Here is an 18,344-nt window from a genome sequence, read left to right as displayed (position 1 = left end):
TTTTGAATAGGATTATACCATACTTTTATTTTATTAGAGAGATATTATTTTGTATATGTTTTATATCATTTAGTGTTAAGTGATGTTTTTCTTCTAAAATTTTCATAAAAAATCTTACTTCTGCATTTGTAAAACCATCAAGTTCTTTATCTTTTATGGAAATATTATTTTCTTCAAGTCTTACTCTTTTTAGTTTTCCATTCAACTCTTTTACGTAATAAACAATATCAAGTTCTGTTTGATTTACTTTTTCAATAGTTGTAATAATTCTGTCTGTTTTAACTTTTAGGTCAAAATCACTATATAACTCTAAAAACTCTTTTGTAGTCAAATATCCAATATAAAGTTTTGTATATATATCAAAATAAAGACCCAATTTTGCAGATGAAAAGAATTTTAAATCAACACTAAATTTTGGATTTTGTCTTGAAGTATTTAATATCCATTCTAAAGTTGGAAAGTATTGGAATTTTTTGTATTTTATTTTACAAGCTTCAATATATTTTTTATTTTTTGGTACTTCTAAAGTTTGAACATCATTTTTTACTTTTTTTGCAAAAATTATTTTTTCTATCAACTCTTCATCATCTAAATCTTTTGTTACCCAAATTGTTGCGTAGGAAGGAAAGTTTTTAAGTCCTACTGAACCTTCTGTTACAACTATCAAAGCTTTGATATTTAGACTTGGGAAAATCATCTTTAATAAAGCATATTTTTTTACTAATCTTTTGTTTAAACTTGCTGTTTTTTTAGATGTACTCATCTCTACAAAATAAACACTATCTTTTGTAAAAAATAGAGCATCAAACTCACTTATATCTTTGTAAGCTGATTTGTAAACGATTTGAGAACTACTATCTATTAAAAGTCCACTTTTTATAAAAATATTCTCTTTATCTTGATATGGACCTTTTAAAACAAATCTAGTGATTTCATCTTCTTGTAAAACATATTGAAGTAATAATTCATATATGATGTTTTCATAAATTTCACCTTTGAAACTACTATAAGCTGAAATGTATGAAATATCTTCTTTTGAAGTGTTGCTTTTAACTAAGGCTTTTAAGCTTTTATTGTCGTATGAATAATGAAAAAGATTCTCTTTTATATCTTCTATTTCTAGTTGTTTTATTTTATCTGTAATTGTAAATTGCAAGGCTTCTCTTCTATTTCTATAATAGTTTTGATTATATCTAAAAAAATTTTAAATAGCTTAAATATTATCTTTAGTTTTTAAAAAACTTATTTTTCCCATATCATCAAACTTCATAAAAAGTTTTAAATCTTCTATAAAATTATCATCAAGTTTATCAAAGCTTCTTTTCATACGTTTATAAACTCCTAAAAGATTTCTCTCTTTTGCTTTTTGCATACCTCTTATTATGTAGTGATATCTTACAAGTTTTTTAGTGTACTCTGAAACTTTCCACTTTTTTATGATGTGATAACTTATCTCTTCGTGATTATGAAATGAAAACTCTTTTGTTATTTTATCTTTTTCATTTTGGTAAGCAACATATGGTTTTCCAATATCATGTAAAAATGCAGCAGCTAACATCTTGTATTCTTTAGCTTTTAAAATATGAAAAGCAACAGCAAATGTATGTAATAAAACTCCGTATCTGTGCCATTTGTTTTGCTTGATAAATAGTGTTATATAAAACTCTTTTTTTAATACTCTTTTTAATTTCATAAAAGAATTTTATCATCAAGTTACTTTTTATCTCATTTTGATAGAATGATTATTTAAAAATCACTAAAGGTTTTATTTTTATAATTTACTAACATAAGGAAAATAATGAAATATTATCAAGATACAATAACTGGACAAATCTATGCTTTTGAAAATCATGTTAATGTAGAAAAACTTATGCAAACAAATAGAAATATTCCAAAAACTTTGATAGACAAAGTAAAAGAAAAACCTAGTAATAATCATATTTGGTATAATGGAGATTGGATTCATGAAAAAAACAAACCGATTGCTTATAAAGAGCCTATTTCTAAAATACCTAGCTATGACCCTGCTTGGATAACTTTTCTTTTTGAACCACTTATAATTATCTCTAAAAGCAAAGACGATTTTGTAGTTAGCTTAAATGATATTAATACCAATTTATATGATACAAGAATACTATCAAAGTTTATTGCAAAACTTAAAAATTATGATGAAAATTCTCAATTGGATATTTTAGTCACTTTTGATGGTTCAATTATGTTGCCGATAGATGAAAATTATAATACACCTGAAAAAGCTGTAAATAAATTCAATGAAATAATAGGAGCTTTATTTTTAGGTGGAATTCTAGTTAAACCTATTGATTTAATTAAACTACAGCAAGGATGTATAATTGAGAATGGTGGCTCAAATTTTTCTTATACACCGTCACCAAATAATGATTTTAGAAATAAATCTGCAAGTATAACAGAAAGAATAAAAGCACATCATCCAAACCATATTCAAGTAGAAGAATTTGTAGAAGCTTACAATTTTGGTATAACGATAATCTATAAAATCAATTTTTCACCTATATTTTTAGCACTAGGTTACCATTATCTAAATCAAGGTAAGATAGCTGAATCTCTAAGTAATTTATGGATAGTTATAGAGCAATTAACAGATTTTTTATATACAGCTAAAATAGATAGTTCAATATTAAAGATTTTGAAAAGAGCTTTACCAAAAAATATTAATATAAAAACAAAACATGATATTTTACATGAAACAAAAATTATAAATGAACAAATATTCCAAGTTTTAAAATGCAATAGAGAGGATAGAAATAATCTTTTACATAATGGGATAATACCTAATAGAAAAAATGTACTACAACTTTGGACAACTTTATTAGAACTACTTGAGGTAGCAACAAGTACAAAGATTGAAAAACTACAAAAAAATTCTAAAATAATATTAAATAGAAATTTAGAAAATCATATAAAAAATGTAACTCCCAAAAAAACTAATTTTGAACAATGGAAAAAAGATGAAGAAAGTCTTCCATATCTTTAAAGAACAAATCCCTAAAAAAACATAATATAAAACTTCTTTGATACTAAATTAATCTATCAAAAATAACAAATTGCAATTTTTTTAGTTATTAATCAAAAAAGTTTATATAATTTCTTATATAAATTTCAAAGGCTAAAAAATGCAAGAAAATAAATCAAATATTATAATTTACAATGATGGCGAATTAGAATTAAAAGTTTCGGTTGAGCAAGAGAGTGTTTGGTTAAATAGAAATCAAATAGCTGAACTTTTTGGAAGAGATGTAAAAACTATTGGTAAACATATTAACAATATTTTCGAAGAAGGTGAACTTGTTAGATTTTCAGTTGTCGCAAATTTTGCGACAACTGCTTCTGATGGGAAAATATATAATATAGAATACTATAATTTGGATGTTATTATTTCTGTTGGTTATCGTGTAAAATCACAAAAAGGTGTAAGATTTCGTCAATGGGCAACAAATATTCTTAAAAACTATATTCAAAATAACTATGTTATAAATGGTGAAAAAATTACAAATCAAAGATTTAAAGAGCTTGAAAATGAAGTAATGAGGCTAAAATCAAAAGTAAAAAATATTTCAAATTCACTTGATGATAAAACTCTAAAACCAAAACAAGGGATATTTTACAATGGACAAATATTTGATGCTTATGTTTTTATAAATGATTTACTAAAAAGTGTAGTTGATGAAATAATTTTGATTGATAATTATATAGATGAAACTATTTTTACACTATTTTCAAAATATCCAAATATTAAAGTTAAAATCTATACTCACACTATTACAAAACAGCTAAAACTTGATTTAAAAAAATATCAAACTCAATACCAAAATATAGAACTTATACAGTTCAAAAGTTCTCATGATAGATTTTTAATTATTGATAAAAATGAAGTTTATCATTTAGGAGCAAGTATTAAAGATTTAGGTAAAAGATGGTTTGCATTTTCAAAGTTTGACCTAGAAAGTTTAGAGATTTTAAAAAGGTTAAATTAGTAAAAATCAATCAAACCTTTTAAAATCATCATCTTCACTTCCATCTTTTTTTCTATTTTTAAATTTCCACATAGTTATAAAATACTTTACACTAGCAAAACATAAAACAAAAGCTATTAAAAACATCACTATATAAATTATTATAACCATACTTGTTTCCATAATAAACCCTTTTTGTTTAGTATAACTCTTTTTAACTCTATATACAAGAATCTGCTATAATAACTCCCATGAAAACATTTATTTTAAATAACCTAACAAAACTAATTCTTGTAGCTTTTATGCTTACTGCTTTATTTTTTGCAAATTCTTTGACTATTGATGACAATGCCAAAAGCCTTATTAATGACTCATTTAAACAAGCTGTTATTGTATTTGGAAGTGCAAAAGCTTTAAATGGTGTTATTTCACTTGCGCAAGGAACTGAGATTGATTTACCTTTAGTTGTTATTGCTATTGGTGAAATACTAGACCCAATAAATGATTTAGTTGAACAATTTTCACTTGTAATGCTAGCAAGTTTGGTATCTCTTGGTATTCAAAAAATTTTACTAAACTTTGTAACAAATGATTTATTTAACTACATTTTATTTACTTTTATTATCATCTTTAATATTTGGCTATTCAAAAGATTTTCAAATGATGAAAATATTAGAAGTATCTTCTTTAGAACTACTTTTATACTTCTATTTTTGAGATTTTCTATTCCCATGATAGGATATGTAAACAACATCAGTTATAACTATATTGTAAAACCTCAATACAACATAGAAACTCTAAATGAAAATATTTTAAAAGTAAAAGAAGATGTAAGTAAGATAAACCAAGAAACTGTACAACAAAAACAAGATGAAAACTCTTTTATAGATAAAATTACTGAAAAATTTGATATGAAATTTTATGAGAAAAAAGTAAATGAATACAAAAATGCAGTTGATAATTCTAGTGAATATATGATTGATTTAATTATCGTTTTTATATTTCAAACTATACTTTTACCAATCATTTTTTTATATGTTTTATATGTATTGATTAGAAAGATTGTTTTATAAAAACAATCTTTCAAACTCTTTTAATATAGAAGTTGCAACAAAAGTATCATCAATTTTATTTAAAAGTTCTTCTTTATTTAACTCTTTCTTTTTAGATACTTCACTGATATAATAATTCATAACTTTTTTATCAAATTCAGGATGAAACTGAACTCCCCAAGCACAATTTCCAACTCTAAAAGCATGATTTGAATCATGATTATTTGAAGCTAATTTTATAGCGTTTTTTGGAAGTTCTAAAACTGTTTGAGAGTGAATTGTATGAGCTTTGAAACTATTTTCTAATTTTGAAAAAATAGTATCACTTTTAGCATTTTCATCTAAATTTATCTCAACTGTTCCTATTTCCATACCTTTTTTATGATAACCAGAAACTCCACCTAAACTCTTTGCTAAAAGTTGATGTCCATAACAAATTGCTAAAAGAGGAACTTCATCATTTACTACGTTTTTTAACCATTTTTCAAGTTCTAAACTCCACGCCTCTTCATCTGTAACCATACTGTGAGAACCAGTTAATATAATCGCATCTGTTTTTCTAGGCATTGGTAAAATAGAATTTTGTTGAGCATCTATAATTAATACATCTATATCTTTATTTTCAAACTTATTTATAATCCAATGTTCAAAATCATCAAGTTCTTTTCTCATAGATTCAAAAGTTGAACCACATTTTATAATATATAATTTTTTCATAATTTCCTCATATCAAAAGAAAAATTATATATGATTTATAAAGAAAATGATTTTTACATTGTTTAAAATTTAACCTTTGTAAGCAAAGCTTCACTAAAATAAAAAAAATTATTAAGGTTTAAATTGCAAAAAAATATTTTAATCACAGGTTGTAGTTCAGGACTTGGACTTGCTCTTACAAACTATTATTTAAAAAAGAACTTTAAAGTTTTTGGGATTAGTCGAACTAAACCAAATATAGATAATCAAAACTTTTTTCATATCAATTTTGATTTATCACAAGTAGATAAAATAAAAGAAAATCTAACCGATATTTTAAAAGAAACAAATGAGTTTGAAACAGTTTTTTTAAATGCTGGAATGTTGGGGAAAATCAAAGTTTTAAAAGATTTATCAATTGAAGAACTAAATGAAGTTTATAGTTTAAATGTCTATGCAAATAAAGAACTTCTTGATATTTTGATGAATAAAAAAGTTAAAAATATCATCATAATTTCATCAGGTGCTTCAAAAAATGGCTATAAAGGATGGGCAAGTTATAGTTTATCAAAAGCTGGTGTTAATATACTTGCAAACTTATACTCAAATGAGATGATAAATACAAAGATATTAGCAGTTGCACCTGGAGTTATAAAAACACCTATGACTGATTATATAAGATTTGAACTAGATGTTAATATCTTTCCATCAGTAAAAAAACTTAATGATGGAGTTGTTCAAACTCCAGAAGAAACAGCTATAAAATTAGATAATTTGATAAATAAAATAGATAAATTTGAGTCAGGAAGTTATGTTGATGTGAGATTGATTTAAAAAGAGTATTACTACTCTTTTTAAATTAGTGATGATGTTTTACTTTTTTCTTTTTAATAGATTTAATATTTATAATCATTGCAATAGAAACAACTAAAGCAACTACAAAGAAACCAGCAAAAACATATAATGTTTCAGAGTATGAACCTGTTTTATCTTTTACCATTGAAATAATAAGTGGTCCTACAAGTCCTGCTGCTGCCCATGCTGTTAAAATATAACCATGAATTGCACCAAGTTCTTTCGTTCCAAAGATATCTCCAATATACGCAGGTATTGAAGCAAATCCTCCACCATAACAAGTCATAATAAAATATAAAACAACTTGGAAAACAACTATCTCTTTGATTGAAGGCAACATATAAAATGCTAAAATTTGAGTTGCAAAAAAAACTACATAAACAACCGGTCTAGTTAAATAATCACTTATAGATGCCCACATAAGTCTTCCTGCTCCATTAAAAATTCCCATTAAACCAACAGCTGCAGCTGCTGCGATTGCAGAAATTCCTAAAACTTCTTGAAGTAAAGGAGAAGCAACACCAATAATTGCAATTCCACAAGTTACATTTATAAATAACATTATCCAAAGACCATAAAATCTTGGAGTTTTTATAGCTTCATTAAGAGTTAAATTAGCAAGGTCTTCTTTGATTTTCTTTTTGCCCTCTTTGATTTTTTGTTCAAATTTTTTAGGTAAATACTCATCGTGTGGTTTTTCTAAATAAAGTGCAGAAGCAAACATAATTACAAAATAACTTGCACCTAAAATAAAGAATGTTCCAGCAATACCAACTGCTTCAATTAAGATTTTAATTGCAGGTCCCCAAATAGCTGATGCAAATCCAAATCCCATAATAGCAAGTCCTGTTGCCATACCTCTTTTATCTGGAAACCATTTTACAAGTGTTGATACAGGAGAGATATACCCTATTCCTAAACCACAACCACCAAGAACTCCATAAAAAAAGTAAAGTAACATTTTTGATTCCATCATTATTGCAAGTCCAGAACCCATTGTTCCTAAACCAAAAAGTGAAGCTGCAATAATAGCTGAAACTCTAGGACCATTTTTTTCAACAAATTTTCCCATAAGAGCAGCAGATAATCCCAAAAAGAATATCGCAATACTAAAGGCAATAGTTACATCTGTTAAATCCCATTGCATTTGTGCTTGAATTGGTTTTACATAAACACTCCAAGCATAAACTGAACCAATACAGATATGAACACCAACAGCACTAAGTGCCATCAGCCAACGATTTTTTTCTATCATTTATGTCTCCTAAAATAAAAACGTGGATTTTAGCAAATTAAGATAAAATCACTCTTATTTTAGTTACAAAATACTAAATTTTTTAAGCTTTTTTCTTCATTGTCAGTTATAAATTCACTTAGATTTTCTAATCTTTTTTCAAATCTAAATGTAGGAGCAAACTCTTTAAATTTTTCTTTTATAAAATTACTATCAAGTTCTGGAGCATTTAAACAAGATAAAATAATACAATTATCACTTGCTAATTCATCTATTCTTTTTATGATTTTTTCATAATCTTTAGTTGCTGCAAAACTTCCTTTTTGAAAAGATGGTGGGTCAATAATAATAATATCATAAGGAGCTTCTTTTTTGATTCTACTCCATGATTTTAGAATATCATAAGGCATAAATTTTACTTTTTTTGTATCAAGATTATTTAGATGATGATTTTCTCTTCCCGTTGTTAAAGCACCTTTTGCCATATCTACATTCACAACTTGTTTTGCTTCACTGTTTATTGCAACCACAGAAAAAGCACAAGTATAAGAAAAAAGATTTAAAACATTTTTATCTTTACAAATAGAACTTATATATTCACGTCCTTTTTTCATATCTAAAAAAATTCCAATATTTTTATTATAAAAGTTAATTTTATATTTTAAACCATTTTCTAAAACTATATAAAATGGTGGAATTTCTCCTTTTATTGCTTCATTTAGATTTTCATTTTTGTATCTTCTTTGAACTATAAAAGTTTCAAAATCTTTTATTGTTGCTACTTCATCAAGAAGTTTGATAATCTCTTCTTCTTTTTCATTTTCTTCAAAAAATGTTGCAAATAAAATCTCATCTAAACTATCAACTGTTAGATAATTAAAATCATCATAAAAGTTCCCTCGTCCGTGGAAAACTCTTTTTATCTCTTTTGTTTTATCTTCTAGATTTTTTAAAATAATCTCTTTTAGTTTTTCTAAATCTATTTTATTCAAAGTTATACTCTTTTATTGAAATTATTTTATATTCGTTAAATTTACCATTGATTTCAAATTCAAACTCTTGATTTAAACTTTTACCCAATAATGCCTTTCCAAAAGGTGATTTATTTGAGATTTTATTTTCATTTATATTAACTTCAAAAGTTCCAACGATTATAAAAGTTTTTAATTCATCTGTATCTAAATCTTCTATAACTACATGTGAGCCAAAATTTACTTTTGTGTGAGGAATTTGTGAAATATCAATTACTTCACTATTATTTATGATTTTATCAAGAAATCTAAGTCTTTTATCGCAGTTTCTAATTTGTTCTTTTGCAGCAATATACTCAGCATTTTCACTTCTATCGCCAAGTTGAGCTGCTATTTCTTTCTCTTTTACCCAAAAAGATTTCTCTTTTAGTAAACCTTTAAACTCTTCAACTATTTTTTCATAACCATTTTTTGTAATTAAATCTTTATTCATAAAGAAATTATATTAAGTTTTTTTATATTTTTTCGTTAATCTCGCATAATCATAAAAATCACTTAACATCAAATATCTCATTTGAATATCTTGGAACTTTCTAACAACCATAAAGTTACCTTCGTTAAAAAGTCTTACATCATCAATAAACTCTTTTGGATACTCCAATTTTTCTGCTTTTATAGAAGAAAAACACTCCATAAAATCTAAAAACAAAGACTCTATCAATTCTTCTTTTTCTTTTGTAGGAAGAGTTAAAAAATCATGAATTGTCTCAAACTCTTTACAAATTTCTATTAAACACTTGTGCATGAGTCACTACTTGAACAGCTATTTATTTTTTTATCTGTATCTATTTTTAGATTTAAAATTTTATTGATTTTTTCAACATCAAAACCACAGATTTTATTCCCATTTATTTCCATCAATGGTCTTTTTATCAAAATTGGTGTTTTTATCATAAGATTTATAGCTTCATCTTTTGAGAGATTTTTTATATCTATTTCATTATTTTTTATTTGAGGAGCAAAAGGATTTACTATATCTTTAACTTCTAAATTTTCAAAAAATTTACTTAACTCATCATAAGTCCATTTTGTATCAAGTAAACTTTTTACATCAAAAGATATATCATAACTTTTTAATAACTCTTTTTGTCTAGCATTACCACTACATCCTGTTTTTTCGTAGAATGTGAATTTATAAAAAGCAAAATTTCCCATAAAATCCCTTTTTATAAGAGTATATGCAATTTTTATACCACTTTTAAATTAGTTTTTCTGATAACTTTTTTATTGTCATTTTTTGAAGAAGATGTAAATTTGATTTTTCAATCCATTTATCCACCTCATTTTTATAATGTTTTAATATCAAAGTATGGATTTTTTCTTTTTTTTCTATAATCTCTTCTAAATGTTTTTTTAGTTCTTCTTGGTCAAGTTCTCTCAAATCTTTTAGTTTGAAAAAAAGTGATTCTTTAAAAGTTTCATCAATAAACTTTTCAGCTTTTTGCATAAAAATAGTTGCTTCTATTTCATCTGCAAATATGTCATTCCATTTTCTTCCATTTTTAAGCTGGTCAACTGCAACTTCTAAAAAAACTGGAACAATATCCAAAACCTTATTTAACTCTTTGAAATCATCATCAACTAGCGAACGAAATAACATTCTAGTTCTATTTTTTATTTTTACTCGTAAATTTGGATTTTCAATTACTTCTTTATGTAAAAGAGTAAATCTTTTTAAAGCATTTAATTTAGAGTGATTAAAAGCCATTATTGAAACAAGAGGGTCAATATCTTTTATTTGAGCTTCACAAGAACCATTTGGTCGACAAAATGCCCAATAAAGTCTAGCTTCCATATCTGGATGATTTAGATATTTTTCATCACCTAAGGCTTCAAAATCATCTTCATCTTTTAGTATTTCAACCTCATCTTTATATGTTAAATTGAATAACTCTTCCATCTTTTTCAAACTTTCTTAAATTTTTTTTATTACTGATTATAAAAAGTGTGTTACATAAAAGAGATTCTGTTAATTCAAACTCTCCATCACTTAAAACAATCAATAAACTATCATTTCTTACTTCACTTGATTTTTTTAAATATCTTAAACACTCATCAAAATTTGTACCACCATTTGATTTTGGGATTAATAATTCATCACTTGAAAGTGGATTAAAACTATCAAACTTTATGATAAATTCACTTCGCACTTTTAAATCAAAAGGTAAAATCTCTACATTATATTCATAAAAACTATCTGCAATTTCGCCTATAATTCCCAAAAACTTTTTATACTCATCAAGGGTTACACTAGAAGAACTATCAAGAGCTATATAGATATTTAGATTGTCATTTAGTTTTTTTGTTCCAGGCATATAAATACCATTACTTATAAACCTTTTATTTGGTCTTTCATAAGAGAGTTGTTTTTCAAAAAAAGAGTTTATTAAATACTCTTTTAACTCATCACTTAGATTTATCTCTGGTTTTATCAAAGTATCTATTTCAATACTCATTCCCTCATATAAATTTGAAGCTTTTTTAGCAATACTCAAAGCTTGAATAATAATCCCATCAAGTTTTTCTTGATCTATTTTTTCATTTTTCACATACACCTCATCTAAATCTAGTTTTGATTTGTCATATTCATTTGAATCTAAAGTTCCATCTTTATCTGGATTAGTTTTTCCTATCTCTTCTTTTTTCTTTTTATAAAGTATTTCATAAACCTCTTCAACACACTTATCTTTTAATGTTAAATCAAAAATTTCATCAGCAGGTCTTGAACCTACATTTGTAAAAGTCGAAAGAATATTGTTTATTACAATATCACAAGCTTTATTCCAAATATAACTATCTCTTGTTTTTTGTCTATATGGATGTTTTAAAACTATATGAAGTAAAGTGTGTGCGTAAAGATAAGTTATCTCTTCTTTTGTATATTTTTCTAACTTTTTTGTATCAATAGTGATTTTAAAACCATTTGTTAAAAAAGCACTATTTTTATTTTCATCATAAGATGTTTCTATACTCAAAGCTAAAACAGATAAAAAAGGATGATTAAATAAGAAATTAACTCTTATTTTTTCAAATACATCTTTATATGATGTAGTCTGCATATTTTTCAATCCACTCATCAAATTCACCTAATGTTGTAATCTCTTCATCTTTTACAATTAAATCTTTAATAAGCATTACTGCAAACTCAACTGGAAGTTTTTTACTATAAGCAAATATATTTACAGCTTGATTACAATCTTTATATTTTTCAATAACTGCTGAACATAAAGCATATAAAGCACTAGGTTCGTTTGGAACGACTTCACAAGTTCCTTCTAATATCTCATCTATATTTGGTAAAGTCTCATAAACTTTAATAAATGAAATAAACTCAATAGCAGCTGCATATCCAACTGTTCCATAAATAATTGGTGAGATAACTGATACATCACTCTCATTTTTTAAAATAGTTGATAACATACTCCAAGCCCTTGGTGTACAAAATGCTGGATTTATTTCAGTAGAATTTGGAACTTCACTACTTAATAAATCAGGTCTAAATCCTAAAAAACCTAAAATATATGAATGAATACCATTTAAAATTGCCCAATTTTTAAAATCATCATATTTTGCTTCAAGTAATAGATGAACCATTCTATTTACAAGTGGACTAGGAAGTTTAAATACAATTCCTTTATCATTTATTTTATTTCCAGCACAAACTATTTTCCAATTCTTTGGAAGAGAATACTCCCCTATTTTTCTATCAAGAACTAACTGATAAATAGCAGCTTGAACAGAAAGTGAAGCTGAGTTTAACTCATCTAAAAATAAAATTCCACTAGAGTTTTCATCTTTTGGTAAGAAAATTGGACTCATCCAAACTGTTTGATTATCCAATATTGCAGGAATTCCTCGTAAATCAACTGCATCTAGTTGAGAAAGCCTAACATCAATCAACTCCAAATCATTCTTTTTTGCAATATCATTTACTATATATGATTTTCCAATTCCTGGACTTCCATGTATAAATACAGGAATATCACTTTTTAGTAATATTTGTAATTGTTTGTATAATTCTTGTGTTCCAATTGCAGGAGTTACCATATTTCAACCTATTTTTTCTTTACAAATATGCAATTTTTATACCCTTTCTTTCAAAGTTCAGTTGAGATATACTTTGATTTTAAAACGAGGAGTTATCTTGCCATATATAAAAAAAGAGTTTGAAACAATAAAAGGTAAAAAGATTGAAGATTTTTTAAAAACTTTAAATCTTGATTTAAAACTAACTCTATCTTTACTTGAAAAAGGCAAAATAAGTGACGAAAATAACAATCGTTTACAAAAAAATCAAATCTTAAAATCAAACTATATTTATATAACTATTTTTGAATCTCAATCAAAAGGTTTAAAACCAATATTTGAAACTTTTCATTTTGCAATTTTTGATAAACCAAGTGGGGTTACTGTTCATCCTTTAACTCATCAACTAAATCTTTATACTCTTTTAGATGAAATTAGATTTTATTTAGGAGAAAATGCTTCTTTAGTTCATAGAATTGATACAGAAACTTCTGGATTAGTATTAGTTGCTAAAAATGCCTTTAGTGATATGTTTTTAAAAGCTATGTTTGAAGAAAAAGAGTACATAAAAAAATATAAAGCTATTGTTTGCGGAAAAATAGATAAACCTATAAAAATAGACACACCAATCACAAATGATGATGGAATTATAAAACTTAAAATGAAAACCCATCAAAACGGTAAAAACTCAACAACTTTGATAACTCCTATATCTTATGATAAGAATAAAAATCAAACATTAGTTGAAGCTATTCCACTAACAGGACGTCAACATCAAATAAGAGTTCATTTAGACTCAATTGGTCACTCTATAATTGGTGATACACTTTATGGAGTTGATGTTAATTTTGCAAATGATTTTTTAAATAAAAAGATTTCAAATGAAAAAAGAGAAGAAGTTACAAAAGCCCATAGATTGATGTTACAAGCTGATTATTTAGAGTTTAAATTTTTAGATACGATTTATAAATTTTCTTCAAAACAAAAGTTTGAGTAGCCCAATCAAAAGATTGGAACTACTAACTATTTTGCGATTTTATCAACCCAAGCACTTATAGGTTTTACAATTTTTTGTAATAGGATACTTAAAATTATAAATGAAATCATCCAAACTATTACTGCTGCCCAAGATGGTAAGAAGTCAAAAAATACATCATATCTTCCAATTAATGGCCAGTGAATTAAATAAACTTCAAATGAATAAATTCCATAAATTGCTAAAAACTTATTATCAAATTTTTTCAATGAGAAGATAATCATCAATGCAAGCATAATAACTATTGAGGTAAATTGGTCAACATAGAAACCTTGTCCTAAAATCGAAGTTAATGTTGGCCAATGATTTGCTGTTGTATGTAAAGACATATATCCAACAACTGCAATCATAGCAACTACAATAATGCATCTTAATAAATTTGAATTGTTTCTAAACTCTTTAATAGCAGTTACAAGCTTATTCTCTTTATCTTTACTCTCTTGTAAAAGCCAAGCTAAAACAATACCTATTGAAAATGCAACTGTGTGAAGTCTGTGAAGCCAATTATCCCCTAAATTTAAAGGATTGTAAGTTCCAATAAGTGTTGCAATTACTGCTAAAACTATAGCTGTTAACCAAGGTCTTTTTGCACTAAAAAAGATTGGATATAAAATATAAAACATTAACATCCAAGTAATATACCAAAAAGGTGAGTTTACATCACCAAATCCAACAGCAGTTGGGAACCAACCAAACAGCGATTGAACCATATATGGAAGGGGATAAGTTATACCTAAAAAGATTGCATCAGCTGCAAAAATAATGATTAATGCAACCCAGAATGGAATAAAAATCTTAATTACTCTTCTTTTGTAAAAATCCAAAGTACTCATTGGTTTTTTTAACATACTAACCGTTAAACCATAACCAGACATAACCAAGAATAAATCTACACCAACTCCTGCAATTATAGATAAAGGGAAAAGAAAATCAGGATTTGTAACTTTCATATATGCAAAGTGAGCAAATACTACTGTTAAAATACCAAAACCTTTTAACTCTTCAGTAACTGGAATTGGAAATATATCTGTTCTTTGAGATTTTCTAAATGTTAATAATAAAACTACTAACAAAACAGCAATAACGATATTTGTTGATAATTCTACATTATCAGTCAAAGTAATAGGTGACAGCGTGTTTGGCATTCAAGCTCCAAAATTTAAGATATCATTAAAACAATCCTCTATTTCCTTGTGAAATAAAGAATTAATTCTTCCGTGGGCAATATAATATCTTAAAATCTTTTATTAACTACTTATATAAAAATCATTTATTTAATTATAAAATACCTAAAAATCGACGTTATTCTAATTCACTTCTAATTTTTTTTTGTGTTGTGTAAGTTTTGATGTTTTTAAATGTCCAGTTAAATCGCTATCCATATTTAATAGATGGTAATGAAACCAATAAGGTAATTTTTCTAAATAAAATGATTTTAAAATATTCATTCCAAATACACTAACAGATTTATCAATAAAAAATTCTAATTCTGCTATTAATTTATTATGCTCATTTTTGTGTTCCCTAACTCTTGGATATTTTGCACTATCCATAAGTTTTTCCTCTTTCATAAAATGATTTTTTGAATGTACAAGTAAAGCCATAGCTTTTGATTTTATACTCTCATTTGAATTTATATCCACACTATTATAAATATCAATAAACTCCATATGTAAATTGTCCATAACTTCGTAATTTAAAAGATGATTTTCTTTTTTTATTAACTTTAACTCCTTCATTGTAATCCCCCTCCTATTTTGAAATTACAATGCAATTGGTATTCCTTCAAGTTATTTTTTTCTCAAATATACTATAAAAAATTAGTAATTTTTCCATATAGAAACATCTATTTATAGTTTTTAATAAAAATTTGTTACCATTTAAAAAGAATAAAAGGCAAATATAATGAAATTTGAAACACTAATCCATGGAAAATTAATAAAAAGATATAAAAGATTTTTAGCTGATATTATTTTAGATGATGGAGAAACAATAACTGCTCATGTTCCAAATAGTGGAGCAATGACAAGTTGTATAGAAGAAAACTGTGATGTTTGGGTAACTTTTCATGATGACCCAAAAAGAAAACTAAAATATACCCTAGAACTTACAAAAATAAATGAAAATCTAATTTGTACAAATACAGGTGTTGCAAATAAAATAGCAATTGAAGCTATAACAAATGGAACAATAAAAGAACTTCAAGGATATAGTTCTTTAAAACCTGAACAAAAATATGGACAAAATAGTAGAATTGATATTTTACTTGAAAATGAAAACCAAAAATGTTATGTAGAAATCAAAAGTGTTAGCCTAAGAATAGATAACTCTTTAGCTTTTCCTGATGCAGTTACTTCAAGGGGAACAAAACATTTAAAAGAGCTTGAAGAGATGGTAAAACTGGGTCATAGAGCTGTTATGTTATATATCATTCAAAGAGATGATGATTTACCTTTTAGATTAGCTTGTGAAATTGATAAAAAATATTGTGAAACCTTTAAAGAAGTGGCTAAAAATGGAGTTGAAGTTTTAGTCTATCAATCAGCTATAAATCTTGATGAAATTTTTGTAAAAAAAGCTTCAAATCTCTCTTCATTTTGATACAATTGCAAAAAATTTTATTAGGATTATATTGAACTTAAAACAGATAAGCATTGCCGTATATGCTACATACTTAACAAATAAATATGGCTTTAAATTAAAAAAAGCAAAAACATTTCAAGAAAAAAGAGAGTTAAGGGTTGATTACTCTGAAACTCTATTGTCAAAACTAAATATAAATATCAAAGTTCTAAATGAAGAAAAACTTCCAAAAGAGGGAAAATATCTTCTAATTGCAAATCATAGAAGTATAATTGACCCACTTATTATTGAGATTGCTTTAAAAAATTCACCAATTCATGGATTTTGGGTATCAAAAAAAGAGCTTTACAACTCTTTTTTCTTTGGTTCTTTCACTAAAAATGCTGATTCTATTTTATTAGATAGAGAAGCTTCAAATATGTCATCATTTTTTAGTGATACAAAAAAAGTTGTTCAAAAAGGTCATTCGATTTTTATTTTTCCAGAAGGAACAAGAAATAAAACAGATAAACAAATTAGTAGTTTTAAAGAAGGTGCAAAGTTAATCGCTTTAAAAAATAGAATTGATATTTTGCCTGTATTTATAAAAACAAATGCAAATGAGATTTTAAAAGAAGCTATTGAAAAACGAACAAAAAATCTAGAAATCGAAATAGAAATTGGAGATTTGATAGATTATAAAGATAAAACTTCACTTGAAGCTTTATACAAAAAACAATTCAACATCAAGTAGAAAATTCTATTTTCTACTTCTTATAATTCATCCATTTTTTTATATTTGTTGCAAATTCAAAAGGAGCTTCTAAAGGTATATTATGGCTTGTACCTTCTCTTGAAATCATAACTATTTCATGTTTTGTAGATGAAAGTTTTTCTAAAGCCTTTTTATTTAAAAGCCTGTCATTTTTACTATAAAAGATAAAAATTGGAATATCCAAATGTATTAAATCTTCAAATAAATCTTTTCTATAAAATGTTGAAGTTAGTTGAGATATAAAAGTCTCTTTCCCTAAATCATGGAACATATCCATAATAGTTTGAATTAAATCTTCATCTTGTTGATTTTTTTCTTCAACCAAGGATAAAGCTTTTTCATAAGTTATTCCAAAACCCTCTTTTTCGATAATTGCAAATTTCTCTTTTCTTCTTTCAATTTCAGCTTCATTTGTAGCCCCTGGAGTTGCTGCAACCATAAAAAGTCTATTTACTCTATTTGGATATGTTATTGCAAAATATGAAGCAATATATCCACCCAATGAAAAACCTAAAATATTTACTTTATCTTCTTTGAAAGTATTAAATAAAATATCAATTATCTCATCAAAATCAAAACTTTTTGGAATAGGAATATGTACGATTTCATACTCTTTTTCTAAAAAAGGAATAACTCTTTTCCATAATCTTTCATCGGTCATAAGCCCTGGAATAAAATATATTTTTTCTTTCATTTTTAGCCAATACAAGGAAATTTATGAAGATTGTACAAAAAAATTACTTAATCAGATTTTCTTAATAAATTTATATTATATAAATATAATAAGTTTTTCTTATTTATAATAAATTAAGTTTACTTATATAATAATCCACAAAAAGAATAAAATAGGAAATAAAAAATGAACACTTTTGATAAAATAAGAGCTTTTTGTAGACCATTTAGAATTGTTATAGGGATTGTATTAATTGCAATTGGATATTTTACAGATATTGTTTGGTTCTATTTAGGAATTATTCCATTAATTGTAGGAATTGCAGATTTTTGTCCTTTATGTATAATTAGTAAAAAATGTACACCAAAAACAAAATCATAAAAAAAGGGAAAGATATTTAATCTTTCCCTTT

At 25.7% G+C, this 18,344-nt stretch carries 23 protein-coding genes; 8 read left to right on the top strand and 15 right to left on the bottom strand.

Annotated elements, in window-relative coordinates:
* Nucleotides 1-25 precede the first annotated feature (25 nt).
* Together AELL_RS05440 and AELL_RS05435 are read right to left on the bottom strand one after the other, a co-directional pair.
* Nucleotides 26-1,156 carry a hypothetical protein gene (locus tag AELL_RS05440; RefSeq protein WP_118916972.1) on the bottom strand — a complete coding sequence of 377 codons (1,131 nt, stop codon included), beginning with the start codon at nucleotides 1,154-1,156 and terminating at the stop codon, nucleotides 26-28.
* 57 nt (nucleotides 1,157-1,213) lie between these two features.
* A complete protein-coding gene (locus tag AELL_RS05435) occupies nucleotides 1,214-1,693 on the bottom strand; it encodes an HD domain-containing protein (RefSeq protein ID WP_118916971.1) in 480 nt (159 codons plus the stop codon).
* Nucleotides 1,694-1,798: 105 nt separating this feature from the next.
* Here AELL_RS05435 and AELL_RS05430 point away from each other — a divergent pair, with 105 nt between their 5' ends.
* Both AELL_RS05430 and AELL_RS05425 read left to right on the top strand, forming a co-directional pair.
* Nucleotides 1,799-3,013, top strand: a complete 1,215-nt coding sequence (locus AELL_RS05430) for a hypothetical protein (protein WP_118916970.1) — start codon at nucleotides 1,799-1,801, stop codon at nucleotides 3,011-3,013.
* Between the two features lie 139 nt (nucleotides 3,014-3,152).
* Nucleotides 3,153-4,013, top strand: coding sequence for a virulence RhuM family protein (locus AELL_RS05425; RefSeq protein WP_118916969.1), 861 nt, complete (start codon nucleotides 3,153-3,155; stop codon nucleotides 4,011-4,013).
* A gap of 6 nt (nucleotides 4,014-4,019) precedes the next feature.
* Here AELL_RS05425 and AELL_RS14240 read toward each other — a convergent pair whose 3' ends face one another.
* A complete protein-coding gene (locus tag AELL_RS14240; RefSeq protein WP_164967229.1) occupies nucleotides 4,020-4,175 on the bottom strand; it encodes a hypothetical protein in 156 nt (51 codons plus the stop codon).
* A 68-nt stretch (nucleotides 4,176-4,243) separates the two neighbouring features.
* On the opposite strand from AELL_RS14240, the gene AELL_RS05420 reads away from it, so the two are divergent.
* Complete coding sequence (locus AELL_RS05420) at nucleotides 4,244-5,065, top strand: hypothetical protein (RefSeq protein WP_118916968.1); 822 nt, start codon at nucleotides 4,244-4,246, stop codon at nucleotides 5,063-5,065.
* Here the strand turns inward: AELL_RS05420 and AELL_RS05415 are convergent.
* The gene (locus AELL_RS05415) at nucleotides 5,060-5,761 is read right to left on the bottom strand and encodes a glutamine amidotransferase (protein WP_118916967.1); all 702 of its coding nucleotides are present in this window, start codon (nucleotides 5,759-5,761) and stop codon (nucleotides 5,060-5,062) included. The two genes, AELL_RS05420 and AELL_RS05415, sit on opposite strands and share 6 nt — an antisense overlap.
* Nucleotides 5,762-5,884: 123 nt before the next feature.
* Between AELL_RS05415 and AELL_RS05410 the strand changes: the two genes are divergently transcribed.
* Entirely contained in the window at nucleotides 5,885-6,574 is a 690-nt protein-coding gene (locus AELL_RS05410) for an SDR family NAD(P)-dependent oxidoreductase (protein ID WP_118916966.1), read from the top strand.
* A gap of 25 nt (nucleotides 6,575-6,599) precedes the next feature.
* Here AELL_RS05410 and AELL_RS05405 read toward each other — a convergent pair whose 3' ends face one another.
* Genes AELL_RS05405 through AELL_RS05370 form a run of 8 tightly spaced genes read right to left on the bottom strand, consistent with a single transcriptional unit; the run spans nucleotide 6,600 to nucleotide 12,907 of the window.
* Nucleotides 6,600-7,850, bottom strand: a complete 1,251-nt coding sequence (locus AELL_RS05405; RefSeq protein WP_118916965.1) for an L-lactate MFS transporter — start codon at nucleotides 7,848-7,850, stop codon at nucleotides 6,600-6,602.
* A gap of 59 nt (nucleotides 7,851-7,909) precedes the next feature.
* A complete protein-coding gene (locus AELL_RS05400; protein WP_118918618.1) occupies nucleotides 7,910-8,812 on the bottom strand; it encodes a class I SAM-dependent methyltransferase in 903 nt (300 codons plus the stop codon).
* 1 nt (nucleotide 8,813) lies between these two features.
* Nucleotides 8,814-9,293 carry a GreA/GreB family elongation factor gene (locus AELL_RS05395; RefSeq protein WP_118916964.1) on the bottom strand — a complete coding sequence of 160 codons (480 nt, stop codon included), beginning with the start codon at nucleotides 9,291-9,293 and terminating at the stop codon, nucleotides 8,814-8,816.
* 12 nt (nucleotides 9,294-9,305) lie between these two features.
* Nucleotides 9,306-9,605 carry a hypothetical protein gene (locus tag AELL_RS05390; RefSeq protein WP_118916963.1) on the bottom strand — a complete coding sequence of 100 codons (300 nt, stop codon included), beginning with the start codon at nucleotides 9,603-9,605 and terminating at the stop codon, nucleotides 9,306-9,308.
* Nucleotides 9,590-10,015 (bottom strand): ArsC/Spx/MgsR family protein, encoded by a 426-nt coding sequence (locus AELL_RS05385; RefSeq protein ID WP_118916962.1) that lies wholly within the window; start codon nucleotides 10,013-10,015, stop codon nucleotides 9,590-9,592. The genes AELL_RS05390 and AELL_RS05385 overlap by 16 nt, the downstream gene beginning before the upstream one ends.
* Nucleotides 10,016-10,058: 43 nt before the next feature.
* Nucleotides 10,059-10,760, bottom strand: a complete 702-nt coding sequence (locus AELL_RS05380) for a hypothetical protein (protein WP_118916961.1) — start codon at nucleotides 10,758-10,760, stop codon at nucleotides 10,059-10,061.
* Nucleotides 10,732-11,937 carry a vWA domain-containing protein gene (locus tag AELL_RS05375; protein WP_118916960.1) on the bottom strand — a complete coding sequence of 402 codons (1,206 nt, stop codon included), beginning with the start codon at nucleotides 11,935-11,937 and terminating at the stop codon, nucleotides 10,732-10,734. Before AELL_RS05375 ends, AELL_RS05380 begins: the two co-directional genes overlap by 29 nt.
* On the bottom strand, nucleotides 11,900-12,907 hold the full coding sequence (locus AELL_RS05370; protein ID WP_118916959.1) for an ATP-binding protein: 1,008 nt from the start codon (nucleotides 12,905-12,907) through the stop codon (nucleotides 11,900-11,902). Before AELL_RS05370 ends, AELL_RS05375 begins: the two co-directional genes overlap by 38 nt.
* Nucleotides 12,908-13,004: 97 nt before the next feature.
* Here AELL_RS05370 and AELL_RS05365 point away from each other — a divergent pair, with 97 nt between their 5' ends.
* On the top strand, nucleotides 13,005-13,883 hold the full coding sequence (locus AELL_RS05365) for an RluA family pseudouridine synthase (protein ID WP_118916958.1): 879 nt from the start codon (nucleotides 13,005-13,007) through the stop codon (nucleotides 13,881-13,883).
* 26 nt (nucleotides 13,884-13,909) lie between these two features.
* On the opposite strand, the gene AELL_RS05360 is transcribed toward AELL_RS05365, so the two are convergent.
* Both AELL_RS05360 and AELL_RS05355 read right to left on the bottom strand, forming a co-directional pair.
* On the bottom strand, nucleotides 13,910-15,067 hold the full coding sequence (locus tag AELL_RS05360; RefSeq protein WP_226806020.1) for an acyltransferase family protein: 1,158 nt from the start codon (nucleotides 15,065-15,067) through the stop codon (nucleotides 13,910-13,912).
* A 162-nt stretch (nucleotides 15,068-15,229) separates the two neighbouring features.
* Nucleotides 15,230-15,661: a bacteriohemerythrin gene (locus AELL_RS05355; RefSeq protein WP_118916957.1), complete on the bottom strand. Its 432-nt coding sequence runs from the start codon at nucleotides 15,659-15,661 to the stop codon at nucleotides 15,230-15,232.
* A 166-nt stretch (nucleotides 15,662-15,827) separates the two neighbouring features.
* On the opposite strand from AELL_RS05355, the gene sfsA reads away from it, so the two are divergent.
* Both sfsA and AELL_RS05345 read left to right on the top strand, forming a co-directional pair.
* Entirely contained in the window at nucleotides 15,828-16,523 is a 696-nt protein-coding gene (sfsA, locus tag AELL_RS05350; protein ID WP_118916956.1) for a DNA/RNA nuclease SfsA, read from the top strand.
* 31 nt (nucleotides 16,524-16,554) lie between these two features.
* Nucleotides 16,555-17,238, top strand: a complete 684-nt coding sequence (locus AELL_RS05345) for a lysophospholipid acyltransferase family protein (RefSeq protein ID WP_118916955.1) — start codon at nucleotides 16,555-16,557, stop codon at nucleotides 17,236-17,238.
* A 13-nt stretch (nucleotides 17,239-17,251) separates the two neighbouring features.
* On the opposite strand, the gene AELL_RS05340 is transcribed toward AELL_RS05345, so the two are convergent.
* On the bottom strand, nucleotides 17,252-17,953 hold the full coding sequence (locus AELL_RS05340) for an alpha/beta fold hydrolase (protein ID WP_118916954.1): 702 nt from the start codon (nucleotides 17,951-17,953) through the stop codon (nucleotides 17,252-17,254).
* Between the two features lie 165 nt (nucleotides 17,954-18,118).
* Between AELL_RS05340 and AELL_RS05335 the strand changes: the two genes are divergently transcribed.
* Entirely contained in the window at nucleotides 18,119-18,313 is a 195-nt protein-coding gene (locus AELL_RS05335) for a YgaP family membrane protein (protein ID WP_118916953.1), read from the top strand.
* Nucleotides 18,314-18,344 lie beyond the last annotated feature (31 nt).

The organism is Arcobacter ellisii, assembly GCF_003544915.1.
In the GTDB taxonomy this organism is placed as follows: Bacteria; Campylobacterota; Campylobacteria; order Campylobacterales; family Arcobacteraceae; genus Aliarcobacter; species Aliarcobacter ellisii.
Note: the sequence above shows the minus strand (reverse complement) of the source record. Positions and strands in the feature narration are given on the sequence as shown.

Bases quoted from the DNA above. Each gene is read 5' to 3' on its own strand.
- AELL_RS05435 (WP_118916971.1), bottom strand. From the start codon at position 1,693: ATGAAATTAAAAAGAGTATTAAAAAAAGAGTTTTATATAACACTATTT.
- AELL_RS05430 (WP_118916970.1), top strand. From the start codon at position 1,799: ATGAAATATTATCAAGATACAATAACTGGACAAATCTATGCTTTTGAA.
- AELL_RS05425 (WP_118916969.1), top strand. From the start codon at position 3,153: ATGCAAGAAAATAAATCAAATATTATAATTTACAATGATGGCGAATTA.
- AELL_RS14240 (WP_164967229.1), bottom strand. From the start codon at position 4,175: ATGGAAACAAGTATGGTTATAATAATTTATATAGTGATGTTTTTAATA.
- AELL_RS05420 (WP_118916968.1), top strand. From the start codon at position 4,244: ATGAAAACATTTATTTTAAATAACCTAACAAAACTAATTCTTGTAGCT.
- AELL_RS05415 (WP_118916967.1), bottom strand. From the start codon at position 5,761: ATGAAAAAATTATATATTATAAAATGTGGTTCAACTTTTGAATCTATG.
- AELL_RS05405 (WP_118916965.1), bottom strand. From the start codon at position 7,850: ATGATAGAAAAAAATCGTTGGCTGATGGCACTTAGTGCTGTTGGTGTT.
- AELL_RS05395 (WP_118916964.1), bottom strand. From the start codon at position 9,293: ATGAATAAAGATTTAATTACAAAAAATGGTTATGAAAAAATAGTTGAA.
- AELL_RS05390 (WP_118916963.1), bottom strand. From the start codon at position 9,605: ATGCACAAGTGTTTAATAGAAATTTGTAAAGAGTTTGAGACAATTCAT.
- AELL_RS05385 (WP_118916962.1), bottom strand. From the start codon at position 10,015: ATGGGAAATTTTGCTTTTTATAAATTCACATTCTACGAAAAAACAGGA.
- AELL_RS05380 (WP_118916961.1), bottom strand. From the start codon at position 10,760: ATGGAAGAGTTATTCAATTTAACATATAAAGATGAGGTTGAAATACTA.
- AELL_RS05375 (WP_118916960.1), bottom strand. From the start codon at position 11,937: ATGAGTGGATTGAAAAATATGCAGACTACATCATATAAAGATGTATTT.
- AELL_RS05370 (WP_118916959.1), bottom strand. From the start codon at position 12,907: ATGGTAACTCCTGCAATTGGAACACAAGAATTATACAAACAATTACAA.
- AELL_RS05360 (WP_226806020.1), bottom strand. From the start codon at position 15,067: ATGCCAAACACGCTGTCACCTATTACTTTGACTGATAATGTAGAATTA.
- AELL_RS05355 (WP_118916957.1), bottom strand. From the start codon at position 15,661: ATGAAGGAGTTAAAGTTAATAAAAAAAGAAAATCATCTTTTAAATTAC.
- sfsA (WP_118916956.1), top strand. From the start codon at position 15,828: ATGAAATTTGAAACACTAATCCATGGAAAATTAATAAAAAGATATAAA.
- AELL_RS05340 (WP_118916954.1), bottom strand. From the start codon at position 17,953: ATGAAAGAAAAAATATATTTTATTCCAGGGCTTATGACCGATGAAAGA.
- AELL_RS05335 (WP_118916953.1), top strand. From the start codon at position 18,119: ATGAACACTTTTGATAAAATAAGAGCTTTTTGTAGACCATTTAGAATT.